Raw genomic sequence first — 20,768 nt, forward strand, 5'->3', positions numbered from 1 at the left:
TAGTGTAAATAAAATACGCTGCTAAAGCACCTAACACGATTAAAATTACTTTCGTGTTTTCATTCCAGAATTGTTTTAATTTCTCCATTTGGATTTTTGTTTTAAATTGTTATGGTCACGTACGAATAAAAAAAAAGACCGATTGTTATAATTACAGGCAAAATGTACTGTTTTGCCAAAGCGAACTTATCTATATTCACTTTCAGATTTGACGTTGAAACATCACCAAGCATTGTAATTGCTTTAATGATATCCGCGTCAGTTACTTGTTGATGAGCACTTTTACCGAGTTCCACTTGCAGGATAGCACGAACAAGCCTAAGTAAAAATTTAGAATTAATTTCTGTAAGCTTTTGCATAGGTGCGACACCAAGTGTTGCAGCAACAGACTTAATATAAGCATCTGTATCGTTATTATCGCTTTTAGGCGCATACTCTGAAATTAAAGATTTAACGGTATTTTTACCTTTATTAATATCGTTTATTAAGTCTTTAAGCATCGCTCTTAGACCGTAATAGATATTTTCAAACTGCTCAAATTTTGAATCCGTATTCTTGGAATGTGGTATTTTTCCTTGCCAAGCTATAAAGGTTCTAATCAAATTACCCGGATTATTATTTCTTAATCCTCTAACTACTTTGGGATTATTCAGAAACGTTTTCGACATCTTTTTGGCTTTTTTTGGTTTCTTTATCTTCAGATAGCTTTGCAAATTCGTCATGCGCAAATTGCACAACTTTCACAGCGACCGCGATAATAGCACCATATTTGACAATAATTTTAAGAACGTTTGTAATTGTACTAAGACTTTTCATTTGAATCTGTTTTTTGTTGTTCGACTTTGCGCTCTCTGCGCTCTTTAATTTTCTCGATAATTACCTCTGCGATCTCATGGATAATCAGAGGTAATAATTTTAAAAGTCCTTTTAGCATTACTTAGATTTGTAATTTTTCCCAAAATAACCAGTAACACGCTTACCGCTTTTTGTAACTCCGCTACCATTGGGAGTAATACACAAACCAAGATCCTTGATAACAATAACCTGAGTTTTCAAATTCATAAGAACGTGATAAGTTGTGTTTGTTCCCGCAGAATCATTTGTAATTGTACAAATCATTTTTTGATACTCCTTATCTTGATTTCCTGACTTACCTTGTGAGTTAACAATTTCAAGACCTTTTCCACCTTGACCAGAATAAGGCGCTACAGTTGCTTTCATAAGACCAAATCGTGTTTTGCGCCAAGCATTAACGATTGTATCGCCTTCAAAATTTCCGTTTCGAATTTTACTGTAAACAGCACCACTTTTCTTAAAAATTGGCTGTTGTTGTTGCTGTGGTTGGTTATACGACTGCTTAAATGGTGCTTGGAAACCTTGATTTTTAACAGGATAAAAATTTCCGTCTGTTCCTTTGTAATATTGCTGTGACATATATTTAATGTATTAGCTGTTTGATAATTGCGATTAAATCGCCTAACTTTTTTAGTAGAAGTATTACCGTATCTATCAGGAAAATCAAACCGTACACACGGTAATACTTGCTTTTAAACTTATCTTCTTGAGACACGTTTTTTTGGTTTATTATGCTTGTTAATCAAATAGATTACACCTACAACACTCAAACCAATTAAAATGTGTTTCCAATGCTTCTTAAACCATGCAACAATGGTACTATCTGCGATTTCTGCGCCTGCAATTCCTAAACCATTTTTTGCACCTGTAGAAATTCCCGCATATGCACCCTCTGTAACAGCCTGAGTAAAAATTTGACCGCCTGCACCTGCAATTGCACCAACCATCTTACCCGTAGTTTGATACGCTTGTTGCTGTAAGGCTTGTGCCTGCTGTTCTAAAACTTGTCTATCATACTCGTTTTGTGCGTTCTCAGCCTGTTTTTTTGCTTCGTGCGAAGCCTGCGCACTTTCCGAAATACTTTGCAACGCTCCACCCGCAAAAGGGACCATACCCAATACAGGAGTAGCAACTTTTACGAGATTTTTAAACGAAACATTTTTCTTTATGGCTTTGCCAATACTTTTGAAAAAACCCATAGTTACAACTTATTTCTAAGAATTAAACTTACAACTTCTTTACCTTGAACTTTTCTAATATTGACGTTGTTTACAGCAATAAGAGGTAATTGGATTTTTTTGCCAAAAGTTGAAGCAACATTACCAGTAGATTGAACGTAAGCAACTGGATCAATAGAAGAACTTAAAGCTTCCAACTCAAACATTGTATACTTAACTGTTCTACCGTTTTCAAAAGTGTAATTGATTTCCTCAATATCACTTGATTTATCCAAAACAAGAATATCAAAACCAGCTACCGTAAAATCTTTGTTAGTATCATCAGGAGCCATACTTTTACGTTCAAATGAATAAATATCAGTTCCCGTTTCAGGTTCTTCGATACCGTTTAAAACATAAGTTTGATCACTTTTTAATCCTGCAAGCGTAACTTTAATTACATCTTTTTCAAATAAGTGAACAGCACCGTGCGCACTAATTTCACAAACTGCAATAGTTTCAAGACCTCTTGAAGTACTAGACGTTACAGCATCCTCACCGTAAGTAGTTGCCAAAATAAAATCAGCTAAAGACATTGTTCCTTTAGTGATTTCGAAGTTTGAGCCGTTTGCTCTCTCAATTTCTACTCTAATTGTTTCAGTTGTTAAATCTTCGAAAGCTCTAGAAATACCTATAACAAATGCAGAAATACCCTTAGTAAGCAAAATTGTTCCTGTAGTTGTTTTGCCTGTACCTTTATAAATTTCCATGTTAAATTGAATTAGGTCGGTTTTTATCCGACAATTATTAATTTTTATAAAAACAAATTTGAGCATAAAAAAACCCCGTAAATCGAGGTTTATTCTTTTTTAGGCGCAATTGTGTTTTATTGTGCTATTTTGGCATTAACTTTGAAATAAGTTAAAACATGACACTTTAAAACGACTTTAATATCGTATTCCTGTTTTATATCTTTAATATAAACTTTTGCGGTGTTAAGGTGAACACCCATTTTTAAGGCTAATTCTTTAGCCTTAATTACTTGTAATTGTTCCATGTTATGAGATTTGGGAGTGAATAGAGGAGGGGTGCAACCCTCCTTTGTTATTGAAATAAATCGTATTGTTTTGGTTTAAGTGTTTGTTTGTCTACGCCAGAAATAAAAATTTCTTTTTCTTCAAATTCCTGAGTTGGTAAATGAAATTTACAAGTATCATTTTTAAACATTACTTCTGTAAACTTTGTGCAAATACCAGCGTCCTTAGTTTGGGGTTTATGTAAGAATCTGGAGTTATCGAAAAACATACAATTTTGGCAATTTTCAGTCATATTTTTGAATTTAGAGAATTAACATATTTGTTAAGTGAATCCCGACTATCATTAGTCGGGATTTTGGGATTTTCCGAGCATCATAAAAAGTTCAATAATTATTAAAATTGCATCGAAAGGATTTATAAACATTTTTGTAAGAATTTAGATAGTTTTTTATTTGTCATAATGTTACTTATGGTTTGTGTAGAATTATGGTTCTGGGATGAATACATTTAAAGAAAACCTCTTTTCATAAAATCAACTTCGCAATAAACTTTTCTATAATAATTAATAGTTGTTTTTTTTATAGAAGCTTCAAAAAGAATAAAATTCTCAACATTTTGCTGATCTAAAATAACAGAACCTTTAAAAAGCGATTTCTTAGGAATTAGGACGAAAACACAGGATTTATTCATTGTGAAAGAATTTAATTTCAAGCCACAACGCCAAGCATGATTATTGAATCTGTTACGATCTTTTTTTTCTAGCTGATAAATAATAATTTCATCGATTTTAATGTGGAAATCTATTTCACTGGAGAGAATGGATGTATTCATAAATTATAATTTTTTAAAGATTTACGCCAATATTGGCTAAGAATTTATTACTGCGTTCGTTATTTTGAATTTGAATAGTTAAATTTTTATCACGGTTGGTTAAATCGTCAATAAGTTTTTTTGCTTTACTTTTCATTCTTGAACGTCCAACGGGGCAATCTATTAAATATGTAAATCCTAACAATTGTTCTTTATCAAAACCCGATTTTACAAGGTTTTCTATCCAGAATTGCATTGCTATATCTGAGGGATTTAGCTCAGCATTTACCTTAGATTTTACTTTTTTCTCTAAATAATGAGAAATGCCACTTTTAGCGATTCTTGCCAACTCTTTTGGGTGAGCCTTTAACAAATCAGCAAACGTTTTAAAATCAGCTTTAAAACCTTGTTTACATAAATATTCTTTATGCTTATGAGCCTTTATTGTAAATTCATAACGAACAAGATTATCAATTACGCTTGTTTTCATTGGCTCTAAAAAAGCTTTGTAAAAGACGTTTGACTTTGATAATAATTCGAATCCTTTATGATAAATTTTACAGTAAGGTGTTGTATTTGTTGCTTTTTCACGCTTATTAAAGTCCAAACCTAAATTGTTAGTATTTTTTAAACTATTAGATTGTGAAATATGATGTAACAAAGGTTTTTTTCCTGCATTTGGGTGCTGTAAAATCAAACTAAATGCAGTTTTTAAACTTTTTAAGTCTATAAGTTGATTTATACAGATGTCAATATCAGAAACAAGACCCTCTAAAAAATCTTTACGACTGATAGACAAAACACCAAAACTATTGATGTCATCTACAATATTTCTATAATTATATGCGGTTATTCCTTCAAAATATTTTTCTTTTAACATTTTTGCCGAAATCTGAAAAACAACATACTCATGTGCAATTTTCTTAGAATCTATAAAAGCTTTTATATAAAATCTGTAAGTAATTCCGTCAATTATTTTAGTAAACGGTTCAGCTTTACGGTAGTTATCGCCAAGTTTTTCTTGCTCGTTTCCGTCATTATCTAAGTGTGAAATATCAGGATAATAAGCGATAAAATCCGTTATTAGTCTCTTATCCAATATCTTAACTTTGTCAAGTTTTACACGAATCTTTAACGAATCTATTAAACCAGTGTTAAACATGCTAATAAAATTAGAGTTAACAAATTGATTATCAAATATATGGTCACGCTTTTGAACCATAATTTATATTATGTAAAATAGAAAATATTAAAAACCTCCCTGCTATACAATTCCCGTTTACAGATAATTTATGATAATCCTGGTGTATTTCCTGCAAACAAATTCTAAATCAAATATTTATAAATGCAAAACTTTATAATCTATCAAATCAAACATTAAAAAATAGTTTGTAATTTAGATTTAAAGCATCAATAAATCATTTTAAAGCCTTTAAATCATTAATTCTTAACATTTCTTTAAAATAATTAGATTCTCATAAAGATGCTTTCATTGTAAGACTTAATTTTCTTATTTTTACATTCGATACTTTAAAAAAATATCACACATATGAATACAATTGCTGAGCATATTGCAGATTTTTTAAAAGAATACCCACCATTTGATAATTTAACTTTTCAGGAATTATCTGACATTGCTACAAATATCCGTGTAATCAATTTAGAGAAACACGCTGTATTATTTCAAAATAACGACGTACTTCATGATAGCTTTTATGTCGTAGCTTCTGGTGTGATTAATTTAACAACAATCGCCGATGCCGAAGAAACAATTATAAATAAATGCCACGAAGGCGATATTTTTGGTTTACGCCCGTTTTTTGCCAAGAATAATTACATGATGACAGCGAAAGCACGCGAAGAAAGTATAATTTACGCCATTCCAATTGCTGTATTCAGACCTTTTGTAGCCAATAATTCAGATGTTTTGAACTTTTTGCTGGAAAATTTTGCCATTAATTCACGACATACAAAAGACAATGTAAATTCTAATGGAAAATTAATTTCTGATACTGCATTTTATGTAGACCAACAATCAGAAATGCAATATATTCAATCTCTGGTGTATAACAATTCACCGTTAACTACAGAGCCCAATCATATTGTTAAAGATGTTGCTATTTTAATGACAGAATCTATGGTTGACAATATTGTAATTTGCGAAAAAAACAACCCGATTGGTATTGTTACCAATGCTGATTTATCTTCAAAAATTGCAACCGGACGTTACCCTATCACTGAAACCATTGATAAAATCATGTCTTCGCCCGTAGTTACTGTAATTGAAAACGTATCTCTTGCAGAAGCGCAATTATTAATGCTTAAGCACAATGTTACACATTTATGTGTTACTAAAGATGGCACTAGTAAATCTGCCGTTAAAGGAATTATTTCTGAGCACGATTTGATTGTAGCTCAAGCCAGTAATCCAGGTGTTTTAATCAAAGAGATTAAACGTTCACAATTGCCAAAAGATTTAAAACAAATACGTGATCGTTTAGCTGATTTGATTCAAAATTCTATTCAGAAAAATATACCAATTTCTCATATCAGTAATATTGCAAGCGAAATTAATCTTGCCATCATTAAACGTGCTGTCGAATTGTCTATTTTAGATCTGGGGTCACCTCCTGCCCGATTTGCATGGTTAAGCATTGGTAGTCAAGGACGTAAAGAACAGCTTTTATTAACAGATCAGGATAGTATCCTAATTTTTGAAGATGTTGCTCCTGAGAAATACAGAGAAGTAAAAGATTACTTTTTAAGACTGGCAAAAAGAACTACTTCTATACTTGAAAAAGTAGGATATGAATATTGTCCAAACGGGCATATGGGAAGTAATATGTTATGGTGCAAATCACTGACTGACTGGACAAAACAATACAACAGCTGGATGAATACTCCAGGTGAAAACAGTAATGATCTGAGCAGTATTTTCTTTGATTATGAAATCGTTTTTGGGGAACCAAAAATAGAAGAAGTGATCGAAAATGTTATTTTTAAAAATGCTGTAAACAATACTTTGTTCTTTGACTTTTTAGGAAACGACGCTTTAAAAAGAAATTCTCCTTTAAGTTTCTTCAAGAAATTCATTGTAGAAGAAGAAGGACCTCAAAAAGGTAAATTTGATATTAAAACCCGTGCCTTGATGCCATTAATTGACAGCGCGCGTTTATTAATTTTGAATGCCAATATAAAAGGAATTAAAAATACTTATTTAAGGTTCAAACAATTAGCGATCACAGATTCTAAAAACGCTGAGATATATTTAAGTTGCGCAGATGCTTTTTTAACACTATCGAAATTTAGAACTATTGAGGGATTAAAAAATGACGATTCCGGACAATATATAAATTTAAGAGAAATGTCTAAAACAGACAAAGAGAAGTTAAAAAATGCTTTGACGCCTATGAAGGATCTTGAAGAATTAATTAAAAGCAAATTTCAACTGACACAATTCTCGTAATATGCTAGATTGGATTAAAAATATCAACAAAGAATATCCGGATTTCTGGAAAGAATACCTGGCTAAATTCGAGACTAAACCTAACAGATATGTAGTTTTATCTACTGAAACTTCGGGCTTAAACCCGAATAAAGATGTTATTTTATCTCTTGGTGCATTTTCAGTGATTGATGACGGTATTATAATTAAAGACAGTTTCGAAACGGTTCTGCTTCAATATAAATTTTTGCAGGATAACGGACTTTCAAATGAATTTATCATTGACAGTAAAATGCTTAAAATGCCGGAACCTGATGCATTAGAAGCTTTTATTAATTTTATTGGAAATTCTGTTTTAGTAGGACATCATATTAATTTTGATGTCGAAATGCTAAATGCAGCCTTAGAGCGGCTTGATTGCGGAAGATTAAAAAATGAGGCTTTAGATGTTGACATGATGTATCGTAAATTAATGGACATCAACGAGAAACAATTTTCATTGGACGATTTAACCGAAATATTTAAAATCCCGAAAAGCGATAGAAACTCATCTTCAGAAGATGCTTATAAAATTGCACTTTTGTTTTTGAAATTAAAATCAAGATTGGGAATAAAATAAATATAAAGAATTCTTGCCAAGTTTTAAGTTTGCGAGAATTTCAATAAACCAGAATAAAAAATGCCTCTTAAAATTAAGAGGCATTTTTGTTTTTATACTCTGAAAGAATTAAGCAATTCTAATTCTTCCTTCCTTAATTTCATCTACAATTTCAGGATTCAATAACGTTGAAGTATCTCCAAAATTAGAATAATCTCCTTCGGCTATTTTACGTAAAATTCTACGCATAATTTTTCCTGAACGTGTTTTTGGTAATCCGGATACAAACTGAATTTTATCCAGCTTTGCAATTGGTCCAATATGATCAGAAATATATTGATTGATCTCTTTAGATAAATTTTCTTTGTTTCTAACCTCTCCGGTTTCTTTTAAAATAACATAACCGTATAAAGCATTTCCTTTAATATCATGTGGGAATCCAACAATAGCAGATTCTGCAACTGCAGGATGTTCGTTAATTGCATCTTCGATTGGTGCCGTTCCTAAATTATGCCCTGAAACAATTACAACATCATCTACTCTACCGGTGATTCTGTAATATCCAACTTCGTCTCTTAAAGCTCCATCTCCTGTAAAATATTTTCCAGGGAATGAAGAGAAATAGGTATCTTTATAACGTTGGTGATCTCCCCAAATAGTTCTCGCGATTCCTGGCCACGGAAATTTAATACATAAACTACCCACAACCTGATTGCCTTCAATTTCATTACGTTTTTCATCCATTAATACTGGCTGAATTCCCGGTAATGGCAAAGTAGCATAAGTTGGTTTTGTTGGTGTTACAAAAGCAATTGGAGAAATCATGATTCCGCCAGTTTCTGTTTGCCACCATGTATCAACCACCGGACATCTTTTATCTCCAACGTGGTCATTAAACCAGTGCCAGGCTTCCTCATTGATTGGTTCTCCAACAGATCCAATAACTTTTAATGATTTAAGTGGATATTTTTGAATATAATCTAAACTCTCTTTTGCCAGCGAACGAATTGCTGTTGGAGCAGTATAGAATTGTGTGATTTTATGTTTTTCGATAATATCCCAAAAACGGCTAAAATCAGGATAAGAAGGAACTCCTTCAAAAATCACGGTCGTTCCACCATTTAATAATGGTCCATATAAGATATAAGAGTGACCTGTAATCCAGCCAATATCAGCAGTACACCAGAAAATATCATTTTCTTCGTAACTGAAAACATTTTTAAAAGTATATGCTGTATAAACCATGTATCCGGCTGTAGTATGCACCATTCCTTTAGGTTTACCAGTTGATCCTGAAGTATATAAAATAAACAACGGATCTTCGGCATCCATAATTTCAGCAACACTATTATCTAAAGCTACATCTAATAAAGGTTGCAACCATTCGTCACGACCTTCTTTCATTTTGATTTCTGTTTTAGTTCTTTTTACAACTAAAACTTTAGTAACTGAAGGACAAGTATCTAATGCTTCATCAACAATTCCTTTTAAATCAATTGTTTTATTCCCTCTATAACCTCCGTCAGAAGTAATTACCATTTTACACTCACAGTCATTAATTCTTGCAGATACTGCCGAAGCCGAAAATCCTGCAAAAATAACAGAGTGAATCGCGCCTATTCTGGCACAAGCCAAAACAGCAACTGCCAATTCCGGAATCATAGGCAGGTAAATACAAACTCTGTCACCTTTACGAACACCTTGCTCACGCAAAACATTCGCCATTTTTGAAACTCTTTCGTATAATTCGTTATACGTTATATGTAAAGCACTTTCTGAAGGATCATTCGGTTCGAATATAATAGCCGTTTTTTCGCCTCTTTTACTTAAGTGTCTGTCGATGCAATTTTTGGTAATGTTAACTTTTGCGTCAGTAAACCATTTTACTTCGGCATCAGCCATATTGAAATCTACAACTTTTTCCCATTGTTGGTACCAGGTAAAATTTTCCTCTGCGATTTTCCCCCAAAACTTCCTTGGTTCCCTTATTGACTTATTGTAATGTTTAAAATATTGTTCTAAATTTTCAATTTTATAATAACTCATAGTTTGTTGATTTTTTTTATAAATGTATTAAATATCAACGTATTCTTAAAATTATTTAATTCATAAATTTTAACTAATAAAAACACATATTAAAAAAAATATTGACTTTTTATACACATAATACAAAATTTTAGTTTTTAGATAAAAATTGCATAACGCAAAAAAGGCGCAATAAATGAATATTACGCCTTTTTAATTTTAACAATTTCAATAACAATTAATTTTTTGATCTGTGTTATAGATTTGATCGCCTATTTTGAAAATAGCAGCATCTTTATTAATTAAAACAGAAATTTTACTTTGTACATTTATTGCTAAACATACCCCTGCATCAGGGATTAGCTTCACTTAACTTGCTGGCTCACCGAAGTTAAGTGAATGCAATATGCATCTATATCCTTTTTCTTAATAAGTGCTTACTAATTCAAAATATTACATAAAAACAGAGATACAGTGCAAATTCCACAATAGAGTGTGTGGTAATTCCCAATTTATTATCCAATTTTTTTCATTGCGGTCATAGATTCTCTCAACCACGCTCCTACTTCTTCGATAGGGTGTTGACGAATTTCTTTGTTTACTGCAATTAAAACAGCATTATCTACTCCGTTTGAAGTTGAGAATGGTTTTCCAATGATATTTGTTTCAACAGTTTTCATGAATTCTGTTAACAATGGCTTACAAGCATGATCGAATAAATAACAACCATATTCTGCTGTATCAGAGATTACACGGTTCATTTCGAACAATTTCTTTCTTGCAATTGTATTTGCAATTAATGGCAATTCATGTAATGACTCATAATAAGCTGACTCTTCGATAATTCCGGCTTCAGTCATGGTTTCAAAAGCTAATTCTACACCAGCTTTTACCATAGCAATCATTAAAACCCCATTATCAAAATATTCCTGCTCAGAGATTGGTGCATCTGTAGGAGGTGTTTTCTCGAAATTTGTTTCTCCTGTAGCTGCTCTCCATGTCAATAAATTTGCATCATCATTAGCCCAGTCAATCATCATTGTTCTTGAGAATTCTCCAGAGATAATATCGTCCTGGTGTTTTTGGAATAACGGACGCATAATATCTTTTAATTCTTCTGCCAATTCATAAGCTTCAATTTTAGAAGGATTATTCAAACGATCCATCATATTTGTGATTCCACCATGTTTTAAAGCTTCTGTGATAGTTTCCCATCCGTATTGAATTAATTTTGAAGCATATCCAGGCTCGATTCCTTTCTCAACCATTTTATCAAAACATAAAATAGAACCTGTTTGCAATAATCCACAAAGAATAGTTTGCTCACCCATTAAATCTGATTTTACTTCAGCTACAAATGACGATTTCAAAACTCCTGCTTTATGTCCTCCTGTTGCAACAGCATACGCTTTTGCCTGATCTAAACCAAAACCGTTTGGATCATTCTCAGGGTGAACTGCAATAAGTGTTGGTACACCAAATCCTCTTTTATATTCTTCACGAACTTCAGATCCTGGACATTTAGGAGCACACATAATTACTGTAATGTCTTTACGAATTTGCATTCCTTCTTCAACAATATTAAAACCGTGAGAATAAGATAATGTTGATCCTTCTTTCATTAATGGCATAATGGCAGTAACTACAGCAGTATGTTGTTTATCCGGCGTTAAGTTACAAACCAAATCAGCAGTTGGAATTAATTCTTCATAAGTACCTACAGTAAAACCATTTTCAGTTGCATTTTTATAAGAAGCTCTTTTTTCTGCAATTGCATCTGCACGTAATGCGTAAGAAATATCTAAACCAGAATCTCTCATGTTTAAACCCTGATTTAAACCTTGCGCACCACAACCTACGATGACAACTTTTTTCCCTGCTAATGCCGAAATACCGTCTGCAAATTCTGATTGCTCCATAAATTCGCAAACTCCTAATTGTTCTAATTGTAATCTAAGTGGTAATGTGTTGAAATAATTTGCCATTTTGTTTTAAAATATTTAATGAAATGAAATTTAAAAATTGATTTAATGTATAAGAATTGCGATCTCTTAACCGCTTATTTAATAATTATTTGAATGTTTCTAATAATGTTGAAATTTCCATTTTTTGTTTAGAAACTGATATTCTTCCTGAACGTACAAACTGCATGATACCGTATGGTTTGAATTTTTCATACAACTCTTCAATTTCAGAACGCCTTCCTGATTTTGAAATCACGAAGAAATCACGAGAAACTGTTACGATCGTAGACTGACTGTCTTTGATGATATTCTGAATTTGTTTTTCATCAAATAACAAACTTGAAGCGATTTTAAATAAAGCATTTTCTAGATAAATGGTTTCTTCATCTGTATGATAAAATGCTTTGATAACTTCGATTTGTTTTTCGATTTGTCCTACAATATTCTGAACCCATTTTTCTGTTGTATTTACTACAATAATAAATCTTGAAACATTCTCTATTTCTGATTCTGAAACATTTAGGCTTAATATATTAATGTGACGCTTTAAGAATATTCCGGATATTCTATTTAATAAACCCACGTTATTTTCTGAGTATACCGATATGGTAAATGTTTTATCTTCCATTTTGTTTTTTAGTTTATTTTGTTTCAGGTTTCAAGTTTCAAGTTCTGCTGAGAACGTGAAACCTGAAACCTGAAACCTGAAACTTTTTTCTTAGCTTAATCTAATTTCTGACACACATGCTCCTGTTGGAATCATCGGGAAAACATTGTTTTCTTTTTCGACCATGACCTCCAGGAAGTAAGAATCTTTTGAAGCAAGCATTTCGGCAACTGCAGCATCTAAATCTTCACGTTGTGTAACTTTCTTAGATTTAATATGATACCCTTCGGCAATTGCAGTAAAATTTGGATTAATCATTTTTGTTGATGCATATCTGTTGTCAAAAAACAATTCCTGCCATTGACGTACCATTCCTAAAAATTCATTGTTTAGAATTACAATTTTTACCGGAACCTGAGTCTGGAAAATTGTTCCTAATTCCTGAATGGTCATCTGAAAACCTCCATCACCAATAATAGCCACAACTTCACGATCTGGTCTTCCCATTTTGGCCCCAATTGCAGCCGGAAGCGCAAATCCCATTGTGCCTAATCCGCCGGAAGTAATATTACTTTTGGTTGAATTAAATTTAGCATAACGACACGCAAACATTTGATGCTGACCAACATCTGAAACGATAATTGCATCACCTTTTGAGTGTTTGTTGATCATTTCAATAGTTTCTCCCATTGAAATTCCTTTACCATTCGTTGGATTTAATTCTTCTTTAATTACAGAATTATATTCAACTTCTCTTAATGCTTTAAATTCATTATGCCATAAATCATGAGATTTTGCATCCAATAATGGTAATAAAGCAGCTAAAGATTCTTTTACATCCCCTAAAACAGCAACTTCTGTTTTAACGTTTTTATCAACCTCTGCAGGATCGATTTCGAAGTGAATTACTTTAGCCTGTTTTGCGTAAGTAGCTAATTTACCTGTAACACGGTCATCAAAACGCATTCCGAAGGCAATTAAAACATCACATTCATTTGTTAGTAAATTTGGAGCATAGTTTCCATGCATTCCTAACATACCTACATTTAAAGGATGATCTGTTGGCAGCGCCGAAAGTCCCAAAATAGTCCATGCAGCCGGAATTCCTGATTTTTCAAGAACCGCTTTAAATTCGGCTTCAGCCTGACCTAAAATAATGCCCTGTCCGAAAACAATAAATGGTTTTTTAGCGCTATTGATTAACGCTGCAGCTTCGGCAACTTTATCTAATTTTAATTTTGGAACCGGAATATAACTTCTGATTCCTGTGCATTTTTCATAACTAAAATCAAACTCATCAAACTGAGCATTTTTAGTAATATCAATTAATACAGGTCCCGGACGTCCGGAACGAGCAATATAAAATGCTTTTGCGATAATTTCAGGAATTTGAGCAGCCTCAGTTACCTGAAAATTCCATTTTGTAACCGGAGTTGAAATTCCGATAATATCTGTTTCCTGAAATGCATCAGATCCTAATAAATGTCTTCCAACTTGTCCCGTAATACAAACCATCGGAGTTGAATCGATTTGAGCATCAGCAATTCCGGTAACTAAATTTGTTGCTCCCGGTCCGGAAGTAGCAATTGCTACCCCCACTTTTCCTGTCGCTCTCGCATAACCCTGAGCAGCATGTGTTGCACCTTGTTCGTGACGTACTAAAACATGGTGTAACTGATCCTGGAATTTATATAATTCGTCGTAAACCGGCATGATTGCTCCTCCCGGATAACCATAAATTAAGTCTACTCCTTCTTCTAATAAACATCTAATAACGGCTTCGGCGCCTGATATCCTAATTGTTCCCATTTGGTATATTTTTTTTCAATCGCAAAAATCAATTTCAATATCAAAATTCAATGGCAATGCAAAAATAATTTCAATTATAAATTTTAAATTGATCTTTTGTTTTTTTTCACCTTTTCTTGCAATTGATTTTTGATATTGACATTGTTATTGAAATTGTTTTTTAAAATTGTAATTGAATACTAATTATCGGTAACACAACCTGTTGAGGCACTTGAAACCGATCTTGCGTATTTAAGCAAAACTCCTTTTGTAACTTTAAGCGGAGGCTGAACCCAAGCCGCTTTACGAGCTGCAAATTCTTCGTCAGATATCTTCAGGTCGATTGTATTTTTTACAGCATCGATGGCAATTATATCTCCATCTTTTACTAAAGCAATACCACCACCATCATATGCTTCTGGTGTAATGTGTCCTACGACAAAGCCATGTGAACCTCCAGAGAATCTGCCGTCTGTAATAAGTGCACAACTGCTTCCTAATCCGGCTCCAATAATTGCCGATGTTGGTTTTAGCATTTCAGGCATCCCCGGACCACCTTTTGGTCCACAATACCTGATGACGACTATATTACCTGGCTTTATTTTTCCGGCCTGAAGACCCGGAATTACTTCAAATTCACCTTCAAATACTACAGCAGGACCTTCAAAATATTCTCCTTCTTTTCCGCTGATTTTTGCAACAGCTCCTTCAGAAGCAAGATTTCCGTATAAAACCTGAATATTTCCTGTTGGTTTTAATGCTTTTTGAATTTCATGGATTACTTCTTGTCCGTCTTGTAAATCCGGAGTCGAAGCTAAGTTTTCAGCTACTGTTTTTCCTGTAACGGTTAAACAATCTCCATGAATAAGTCCAACTTTTAATAAATATTTCATTACTGATGGAATACCTCCAACTTCATGAATATCTTCCATCATATATTTACCACTTGGTTTCATATCAGCAAGAACAGGAGTTCTGTCATTTATTGCCTGAAAATCATCTAAAGTGATTGTGATACCAACAGAGTGAGCCATAGCGATTAAGTGCATAACTGCATTAGTCGAACCTCCCAAAACAGCTACAATGGTAATAGCATTTTCGAAAGCCTTACGAGTCATAATGTCTTTTGGCTTAATATCTTTTTCTAATAAAATCTTAATAGCAGCTCCGGCAGCAAGACATTCGTCTCTTTTTTCCTGACTAAGTGCAGGATTTGAAGAGCTGTATGGCAAACTCATTCCTAATGCTTCGATTGCTGAAGACATTGTATTTGCGGTATACATACCACCACAAGCACCAGCTCCGGGACATGCATTTTGGATAACACCTTTAAAATCTTCTGCCGTAATTTCGTTTTTTACTTTTTTTCCTAAAGCCTCAAAAGCCGAAACAATATTCAAAGATTCGCCTTTCCATTTTCCAGAATGAATCGAACCTCCGTAAACCATAATAGATGGGCGATTTAACCTTCCCATAGCAATTAAAGCTCCGGGCATATTTTTATCACAACCAGGAATAGCAATAATACCATCGTACCATTGTGCTCCTGCAACTGTCTCAATAGAATCAGCAATTACGTCACGGGAAACTAACGAATAACGCATTCCTTCGGTTCCGTTTGAAATTCCGTCACTTACACCAATGGTATTAAAAATAAGTCCGACCAGATCTGCATCCCAAACACCTTTTTTAACATCTTTTGCTAAATCATTTAAGTGCATGTTACACGTGTTACCATCGTAACCCATACTAACAATACCTACTTGTGCTTTTTTTAAATCTTCTTCAGTTAAACCAATCCCGTACAACATAGCTTGCGCCGCAGGTTGTGTTTGATCTTGAGTGATGGTTTTGCTGTACTTATTTAATTCCATTATGTATTATTTTATTTAAATTTTATTCAAAAAAAAACCTTCCAGTACTTGGAAGGTTTGTAATATAGTTTTTCAATTATATTTATACCATTCCCGATGCAGATGTGTGAATCACATTGACAACAACGACAGAAGTAATAATAATTGAGATTTGCATCATTTATTTTTTTAGTGTGACAAAAGTATAAAAACTCTAAGAACTAAAAAAATAAAATCTCAACATTTTCAATACTTCTTGTTATTTATTTCATTATTTTAATAAAAAACTTAAACAATTGTCGACTGTCCGATATGAACATTATCATTATTAAAATACAACATATCATCTTTGCTAAAAATAAAGTTAGAAACGAACTCCCCTACTTCATTTGTACCAAATTTTGAATCCGGTTTTAAATCTACAGTAACGACTTTAAATTCAATTGCTTTTTCTACTGCTTTGTAAATTACATTAGCTTCTTTAGTTAACCCAAAATGTTCTAACAAAAGTGCTGCTGCTAAAATCGAAGCAATCGGATTGGCAATATTTTTTCCTTTTGCCTGCGGATAAGAACCGTGAATTGGCTCAAACAAAGCATTTTTGTTTCCTAAAGATACTGATGGCAATAAACCAATTGAACCTGTAATTACGCTTGCTTCGTCTGATAAAATATCTCCAAACAAATTCTCTGTCAAAATCACATCAAATTGTTTTGGATTTAAGATTAACTGCATCGCAGCGTTATCTACAAACAAAAAGTCTAAAGCTACATCCGGATAATCTTCGCTCACTTTCTGAACTACTTTTCTCCACAACCTTGAAGTTTCCAAAACATTTGCCTTGTCTACCATAGTTAGCTTTTTACGTCGTTTTTGTGCCGATTTAAAAGCTAAATGTGCAATTCTGGTTATTTCTTCTTCTGAATATTCACATAAATCTGAAGCATGTGTTCCTTCTTCATTAAGTGTTTTTGCTCCAAAATAAGCACCACCTGTTAATTCTCTGAAAATAGTAAAATCAGCTCCTTCAATAATTTCTCTTTTTAAAGGAGAAGCGTCAATTAAGGCTTTATAAGGTTTAATAGGACGAATATTGGCAAACAAACCAAGCTCTTTACGAAGTTTCAATAGACCTTGCTCAGGACGTACTTTTGCATTTGGATTGTTATCATATTTTGGATCTCCAATAGCACCAAGCAAAACTGCATCTGTATTAAGACAAAGGTTTAAAGTTTGTTCCGGTAACGGATTTCCTGTTTTGTCAATAGCAATCGCTCCCATGAGAGCTTCTTCAAAAACAAATTCATGATTGTACACTTCGCCAATGGCGTATAAAGCTTTTTTGGCTTGTAAAATTACTTCCGGTCCAATTCCGTCTCCTGGTAAAACTGCTATTTTCAAATTCATAATGCCTCGTTCTTTATGTATTTAAATCTTATTTTTTCTCTTTCTTCTTTATTGTATTTTCTATTCTCTTTTCAAACTAGCTTCTGATTAAATCACCTTCAATTTTAGCTGCTTCGATGATTTGATGAATATCAGCATCTACTACTTCTTTTTTGATATCGGCAAATTTCAAAAACTCAACATATACAATGTCCAGTTGCACTTTAGTAAGTTCGTAACCTACTTTTTTAGCACGGTAAGCCAAAGCAGCTCTTCCGCTTCTTGCTGTAAGGATGATTGATGATTCGTTTACACCAACATCAAGCGGATCCATAATTTCGTATGTTGCTCTGTTTTTAATCACACCATCCTGATGAATTCCTGAACTGTGTGCAAAAGCATTTGCCCCAACAATCGCTTTGTTTGGCTGCACGATCATTCCCATGCTTTCAGAAACTAAACGGCTCATTTCGTTTAATTCTCTTGTATTAATATTGGTATCTAAATTTAAGTATGGATGTTGTTTGAAAATCATCACCACTTCTTCAAGTGCTGTATTTCCTGCTCTTTCTCCAATACCATTAATAGTACATTCTATTTGTCTAGCTCCGTTAATAGCTCCTGCAATTGAATTTGCGGTAGCCATTCCTAAATCATTATGACAGTGACATGAAAGGATTACGTTTTCGATTCCTTTTACGTTTTCTTTTAAATATTTAATTTTTGCTCCATATTCTTCTGGTAAGCAATATCCTGTAGTATCAGGAATATTTAATACTGTTGCACCGGATTTAATTACTTCTTCACAAACTTTAGCCAAGAATGCATTATCTGTTCTACCTGCATCTTCAGCATAGAATTCAACATCTTCTACGTATGATTTTGCATGAGCTACTGCATATTTTGCTCTTGCAATAATATCTTCCGGAGTAGTTTGTAATTTGTGGAGTATATGAGATTGTGAAGTTCCGATTCCTGTGTGGATTCTAGGTTTCTTAGCATGCTTTAAGGCAGCTGCAGCAACATCAATGTCGTTTTTTACGGCTCTTGTTAGTCCGCAGACTGTTGCGTTTTCTACAATTTTACAAATCTCAGAGACCGATAAAAAATCGCCCGGACTTGACACAGGAAAACCCGCCTCGATAATGTCAACTCCCATTTTATCAAGTCGTTCTGCGATAACTAATTTTTGTTTCGTATCTAACTTACATCCTGGAACTTGTTCACCATCACGCAAAGTGGTGTCAAAAATTTGAACTTTCTCTCTATTCATATTCATTTATTTAATGTAATTTCACATCTTGATAACAAATATATATTGTACTTCTTCAGTACGAAATTCATTTTAATGAAATTATACTGTTCATAAAACAATTTATAACGCATTAAACAACTAAAAACCAATAAGTTACATTATTATATTTTACAATGGCTAACCATCAAAAAGATTTCTTATTTGTATTAATAAAATCACTTTCTAAATCCGAAAAAAGACAGTTTAAGATTTTTGCAAGCCGTTTAGAGACGAGTTCAAATACGAAATTCATCGAATTATTTAATATTCTGGATAAATCTGAAACTTATGATGAAAAGCTTATTTTAAAGAGCGGCATCATCAAAAAAGTTCAGCTATCGAACTTAAAATCATACTTATACAAACAAATTCTGGTAAGTATTCGTTTGAATATTCCAAGTCAGAATATCCGATATCAATTGCGAGAACAAATTGATTTTGCTGTTATACTATATAATAAAGGTTTATATAAACAGAGTTTAAAAATTCTGGACAAAACAAAACAACAGGCTTTAGAAAATGATGAAAAATATATGGCCTATGAAATTGTTGAATTTGAAAAACTAATTGAATCTCAATATATCACACGAAGTATTCAGGGCCGGGCTGATGAATTAGTGATTCAGGCTAAAGAATTGAATTACCGAAATACGATTTCGAGTAAATTATCAAACTTATCACTTCAGTTATACGGAATCATGTTAAAAACCGGCTATGTAAAAAGCGATGCTGAATATAAATATATTGATGATTACTTTAATAAACATATTGCCAAACTGGATGAAAGCAAATTTGGTTTCCGCGAAAAATATTGGTTTTATAATGCTAATCTTTGGCGAAGCTTTCTGGTTCAGGACTTTTTGGCGAGTTATAAATATGCCTATAAATGGGTGACGCTGTTTTATGATAATCCGAGCATGATTTACCTGAATCCGGTATTTTTCTTAAAAGGGAATCATTACTTTTTAGAGTCATTGTATATGTTGAAGTACAAATCAAACTTCAAGAAGTATTTAACTCTTTTAGAAGAAACAATTCAGGATCCTAAATTTCCGGTTAACGATAACATTGCTTCCTTATCATTCTTATATGTTTACAACAACAAATTAAATCTGCACATTCTGGAAGGAACTTTTGCTGAAAGCGAATATTTAATTCCGGAGATTTTAGATAAAATAAAACTGCATAGTGAACATCTTGATGAACATCACGAAATGTTGTTTTTCTATAAAATTGCGTCTATTTATTTTGGAAATGAAAAATACAATGAATGTATCAATTACTTAGATAAGATCATCAACAATAAAAATCTAAGCATGCGCGAAGATTTAATGTGTTTTGCAAGACTTTTGTCTTTAATTGCTCATTACGAGTTAGGAAAAGATTATTATTTAGAAAATCATCTTAAAAACACCTATAAGTTCCTGATAAAAATGAATGATTTGCATGAAGTTCAAAAGGAGATTATCAAGTTTTTAAGAAACCTGAACAATTTTTATCCTGCCGACATCAAGAAGGAATTTAAAAAAATGCATGCACGTTTTGTAGAGCTTGAAAAGAATACCTACGAAAAAAGAGCTTTCTTATATTTAGATATTATTTCGTGGCTTGAAAGCAAAATCGAGAATCGTAAGATTGCTGATATTATAAAGGAAAAAGCGAAATTGAATAGTCGCTAAAACAAAGGCTTCCAGATACCGGAAGCCTTTTTTAGTATTTAAAACTGCTTATCTGCAATAACAGCATGTAGAAGTTCCTGTAAGACAAATATCTCCTCTGCCCGGCGTGTTTGATAAAACTCCGCCAGCTTCTCCGCACAATCTATCACACAAACCTATTGTTGGATTTACATACGGAAGTACGCCACCAATCATAAGTTTCTGTGCATTTTTACTTAAAATTTCAATGTTCTTTAGGTTTTTTAATTTTTCCATAATTGTTTGATTTGT

Annotated in this window: 20 protein-coding genes; 3 read left to right on the plus strand and 17 right to left on the minus strand. The window is 32.9% G+C overall.

Translation table 11 applies throughout. The annotated features are described in order from the left end of the window. Positions 1 to 101: 101 nt before the first annotated feature. From A4F88_RS02050 to A4F88_RS02075, 9 genes are all read right to left on the minus strand, one after another. Positions 102 to 668 (minus strand): hypothetical protein, encoded by a 567-nt coding sequence (locus A4F88_RS02050; RefSeq protein ID WP_068840867.1) that lies wholly within the window; start codon positions 666 to 668, stop codon positions 102 to 104. Then, entirely contained in the window at positions 646 to 816 is a 171-nt protein-coding gene (locus A4F88_RS25305; protein WP_156062647.1) for a hypothetical protein, read from the minus strand. The genes A4F88_RS02050 and A4F88_RS25305 overlap by 23 nt, the downstream gene beginning before the upstream one ends. Positions 817 to 933: 117 nt before the next feature. Continuing rightward, positions 934 to 1,434, minus strand: a complete 501-nt coding sequence (locus tag A4F88_RS02055) for a hypothetical protein (protein WP_068840868.1) — start codon at positions 1,432 to 1,434, stop codon at positions 934 to 936. Positions 1,435 to 1,553: 119 nt separating this feature from the next. Next, positions 1,554 to 2,054, minus strand: coding sequence for a hypothetical protein (locus A4F88_RS02060; protein WP_068840869.1), 501 nt, complete (start codon positions 2,052 to 2,054; stop codon positions 1,554 to 1,556). A gap of 2 nt (positions 2,055 to 2,056) precedes the next feature. Continuing rightward, complete coding sequence (locus A4F88_RS02065) at positions 2,057 to 2,782, minus strand: hypothetical protein (protein WP_068840870.1); 726 nt, start codon at positions 2,780 to 2,782, stop codon at positions 2,057 to 2,059. 116 nt (positions 2,783 to 2,898) lie between these two features. Further along, positions 2,899 to 3,069, minus strand: a complete 171-nt coding sequence (locus A4F88_RS25310; protein WP_156062648.1) for a hypothetical protein — start codon at positions 3,067 to 3,069, stop codon at positions 2,899 to 2,901. A gap of 47 nt (positions 3,070 to 3,116) precedes the next feature. Then, complete coding sequence (locus A4F88_RS25315; RefSeq protein ID WP_143154989.1) at positions 3,117 to 3,317, minus strand: hypothetical protein; 201 nt, start codon at positions 3,315 to 3,317, stop codon at positions 3,117 to 3,119. A 239-nt stretch (positions 3,318 to 3,556) separates the two neighbouring features. Further along, positions 3,557 to 3,880, minus strand: a complete 324-nt coding sequence (locus A4F88_RS02070) for a hypothetical protein (RefSeq protein ID WP_068840871.1) — start codon at positions 3,878 to 3,880, stop codon at positions 3,557 to 3,559. Positions 3,881 to 3,893: 13 nt separating this feature from the next. After that, entirely contained in the window at positions 3,894 to 5,081 is a 1,188-nt protein-coding gene (locus tag A4F88_RS02075) for a hypothetical protein (RefSeq protein WP_143154988.1), read from the minus strand. 327 nt (positions 5,082 to 5,408) lie between these two features. Here A4F88_RS02075 and A4F88_RS02080 point away from each other — a divergent pair, with 327 nt between their 5' ends. Then, entirely contained in the window at positions 5,409 to 7,325 is a 1,917-nt protein-coding gene (locus A4F88_RS02080) for a DUF294 nucleotidyltransferase-like domain-containing protein (RefSeq protein WP_068840873.1), read from the plus strand. Position 7,326: 1 nt separating this feature from the next. After that, positions 7,327 to 7,923 (plus strand): 3'-5' exonuclease, encoded by a 597-nt coding sequence (locus tag A4F88_RS02085; protein ID WP_068840874.1) that lies wholly within the window; start codon positions 7,327 to 7,329, stop codon positions 7,921 to 7,923. A gap of 108 nt (positions 7,924 to 8,031) precedes the next feature. Here the strand turns inward: A4F88_RS02085 and acs are convergent, their stop codons facing one another. The 7 genes from acs to A4F88_RS02120 all read right to left on the minus strand — a co-directional run bounded on the left by acs (position 8,032) and on the right by A4F88_RS02120 (position 18,798). Further along, positions 8,032 to 9,972, minus strand: a complete 1,941-nt coding sequence (acs, locus tag A4F88_RS02090; protein WP_262494447.1) for an acetate--CoA ligase — start codon at positions 9,970 to 9,972, stop codon at positions 8,032 to 8,034. A 470-nt stretch (positions 9,973 to 10,442) separates the two neighbouring features. Continuing rightward, positions 10,443 to 11,912 carry a ketol-acid reductoisomerase gene (gene ilvC, locus A4F88_RS02095; RefSeq protein WP_068840876.1) on the minus strand — a complete coding sequence of 490 codons (1,470 nt, stop codon included), beginning with the start codon at positions 11,910 to 11,912 and terminating at the stop codon, positions 10,443 to 10,445. Positions 11,913 to 11,997: 85 nt separating this feature from the next. Then, positions 11,998 to 12,519 carry an acetolactate synthase small subunit gene (gene ilvN / locus A4F88_RS02100; RefSeq protein ID WP_068840877.1) on the minus strand — a complete coding sequence of 174 codons (522 nt, stop codon included), beginning with the start codon at positions 12,517 to 12,519 and terminating at the stop codon, positions 11,998 to 12,000. A 90-nt stretch (positions 12,520 to 12,609) separates the two neighbouring features. Then, a complete protein-coding gene (gene ilvB / locus A4F88_RS02105; protein WP_068840878.1) occupies positions 12,610 to 14,307 on the minus strand; it encodes a biosynthetic-type acetolactate synthase large subunit in 1,698 nt (565 codons plus the stop codon). Between the two features lie 179 nt (positions 14,308 to 14,486). Next, positions 14,487 to 16,160: a dihydroxy-acid dehydratase gene (gene ilvD / locus A4F88_RS02110; protein WP_068840879.1), complete on the minus strand. Its 1,674-nt coding sequence runs from the start codon at positions 16,158 to 16,160 to the stop codon at positions 14,487 to 14,489. A gap of 267 nt (positions 16,161 to 16,427) precedes the next feature. Beyond that, complete coding sequence (leuB, locus tag A4F88_RS02115) at positions 16,428 to 17,546, minus strand: 3-isopropylmalate dehydrogenase (protein WP_068840880.1); 1,119 nt, start codon at positions 17,544 to 17,546, stop codon at positions 16,428 to 16,430. 76 nt (positions 17,547 to 17,622) lie between these two features. Next, positions 17,623 to 18,798 (minus strand): 2-isopropylmalate synthase, encoded by a 1,176-nt coding sequence (locus A4F88_RS02120; RefSeq protein ID WP_068840881.1) that lies wholly within the window; start codon positions 18,796 to 18,798, stop codon positions 17,623 to 17,625. Positions 18,799 to 18,953: 155 nt separating this feature from the next. On the opposite strand from A4F88_RS02120, the gene A4F88_RS02125 reads away from it, so the two are divergent. Then, the gene (locus A4F88_RS02125) at positions 18,954 to 20,498 is read left to right on the plus strand and encodes a hypothetical protein (RefSeq protein WP_068840882.1); all 1,545 of its coding nucleotides are present in this window, start codon (positions 18,954 to 18,956) and stop codon (positions 20,496 to 20,498) included. Between the two features lie 48 nt (positions 20,499 to 20,546). On the opposite strand, the gene A4F88_RS02130 is transcribed toward A4F88_RS02125, so the two are convergent. Then, positions 20,547 to 20,753 (minus strand): hypothetical protein, encoded by a 207-nt coding sequence (locus tag A4F88_RS02130; RefSeq protein ID WP_068840883.1) that lies wholly within the window; start codon positions 20,751 to 20,753, stop codon positions 20,547 to 20,549. Between the last annotated feature and the right edge of the window lie 15 nt (positions 20,754 to 20,768).

Origin of the sequence: Flavobacterium chilense (genome assembly GCF_001602525.1) — a bacterium.
GTDB classification, from domain to species: domain Bacteria; phylum Bacteroidota; class Bacteroidia; order Flavobacteriales; family Flavobacteriaceae; genus Flavobacterium; species Flavobacterium chilense.

Excerpts from the sequence above, each read along its gene's own strand:
- A4F88_RS25305 (WP_156062647.1), bottom strand. The coding sequence starts at position 816 with ATGAAAAGTCTTAGTACAATTACAAACGTTCTTAAAATTATTGTCAAA.
- A4F88_RS02065 (WP_068840870.1), bottom strand. The coding sequence starts at position 2,782 with ATGGAAATTTATAAAGGTACAGGCAAAACAACTACAGGAACAATTTTG.
- A4F88_RS02050 (WP_068840867.1), bottom strand. The coding sequence starts at position 668 with ATGTCGAAAACGTTTCTGAATAATCCCAAAGTAGTTAGAGGATTAAGA.
- A4F88_RS02085 (WP_068840874.1), top strand. The coding sequence starts at position 7,327 with ATGCTAGATTGGATTAAAAATATCAACAAAGAATATCCGGATTTCTGG.
- A4F88_RS25310 (WP_156062648.1), bottom strand. The coding sequence starts at position 3,069 with ATGGAACAATTACAAGTAATTAAGGCTAAAGAATTAGCCTTAAAAATG.
- ilvN (WP_068840877.1), bottom strand. The coding sequence starts at position 12,519 with ATGGAAGATAAAACATTTACCATATCGGTATACTCAGAAAATAACGTG.
- ilvC (WP_068840876.1), bottom strand. The coding sequence starts at position 11,912 with ATGGCAAATTATTTCAACACATTACCACTTAGATTACAATTAGAACAA.
- ilvD (WP_068840879.1), bottom strand. The coding sequence starts at position 16,160 with ATGGAATTAAATAAGTACAGCAAAACCATCACTCAAGATCAAACACAA.
- A4F88_RS02125 (WP_068840882.1), top strand. The coding sequence starts at position 18,954 with ATGGCTAACCATCAAAAAGATTTCTTATTTGTATTAATAAAATCACTT.
- A4F88_RS25315 (WP_143154989.1), bottom strand. The coding sequence starts at position 3,317 with ATGTTTTTCGATAACTCCAGATTCTTACATAAACCCCAAACTAAGGAC.
- leuB (WP_068840880.1), bottom strand. The coding sequence starts at position 17,546 with ATGAATTTGAAAATAGCAGTTTTACCAGGAGACGGAATTGGACCGGAA.
- A4F88_RS02080 (WP_068840873.1), top strand. The coding sequence starts at position 5,409 with ATGAATACAATTGCTGAGCATATTGCAGATTTTTTAAAAGAATACCCA.
- A4F88_RS02070 (WP_068840871.1), bottom strand. The coding sequence starts at position 3,880 with ATGAATACATCCATTCTCTCCAGTGAAATAGATTTCCACATTAAAATC.
- A4F88_RS02120 (WP_068840881.1), bottom strand. The coding sequence starts at position 18,798 with ATGAATAGAGAGAAAGTTCAAATTTTTGACACCACTTTGCGTGATGGT.
- A4F88_RS02055 (WP_068840868.1), bottom strand. The coding sequence starts at position 1,434 with ATGTCACAGCAATATTACAAAGGAACAGACGGAAATTTTTATCCTGTT.
- A4F88_RS02060 (WP_068840869.1), bottom strand. The coding sequence starts at position 2,054 with ATGGGTTTTTTCAAAAGTATTGGCAAAGCCATAAAGAAAAATGTTTCG.
- A4F88_RS02075 (WP_143154988.1), bottom strand. The coding sequence starts at position 5,081 with ATGGTTCAAAAGCGTGACCATATATTTGATAATCAATTTGTTAACTCT.
- ilvB (WP_068840878.1), bottom strand. The coding sequence starts at position 14,307 with ATGGGAACAATTAGGATATCAGGCGCCGAAGCCGTTATTAGATGTTTA.
- A4F88_RS02130 (WP_068840883.1), bottom strand. The coding sequence starts at position 20,753 with ATGGAAAAATTAAAAAACCTAAAGAACATTGAAATTTTAAGTAAAAAT.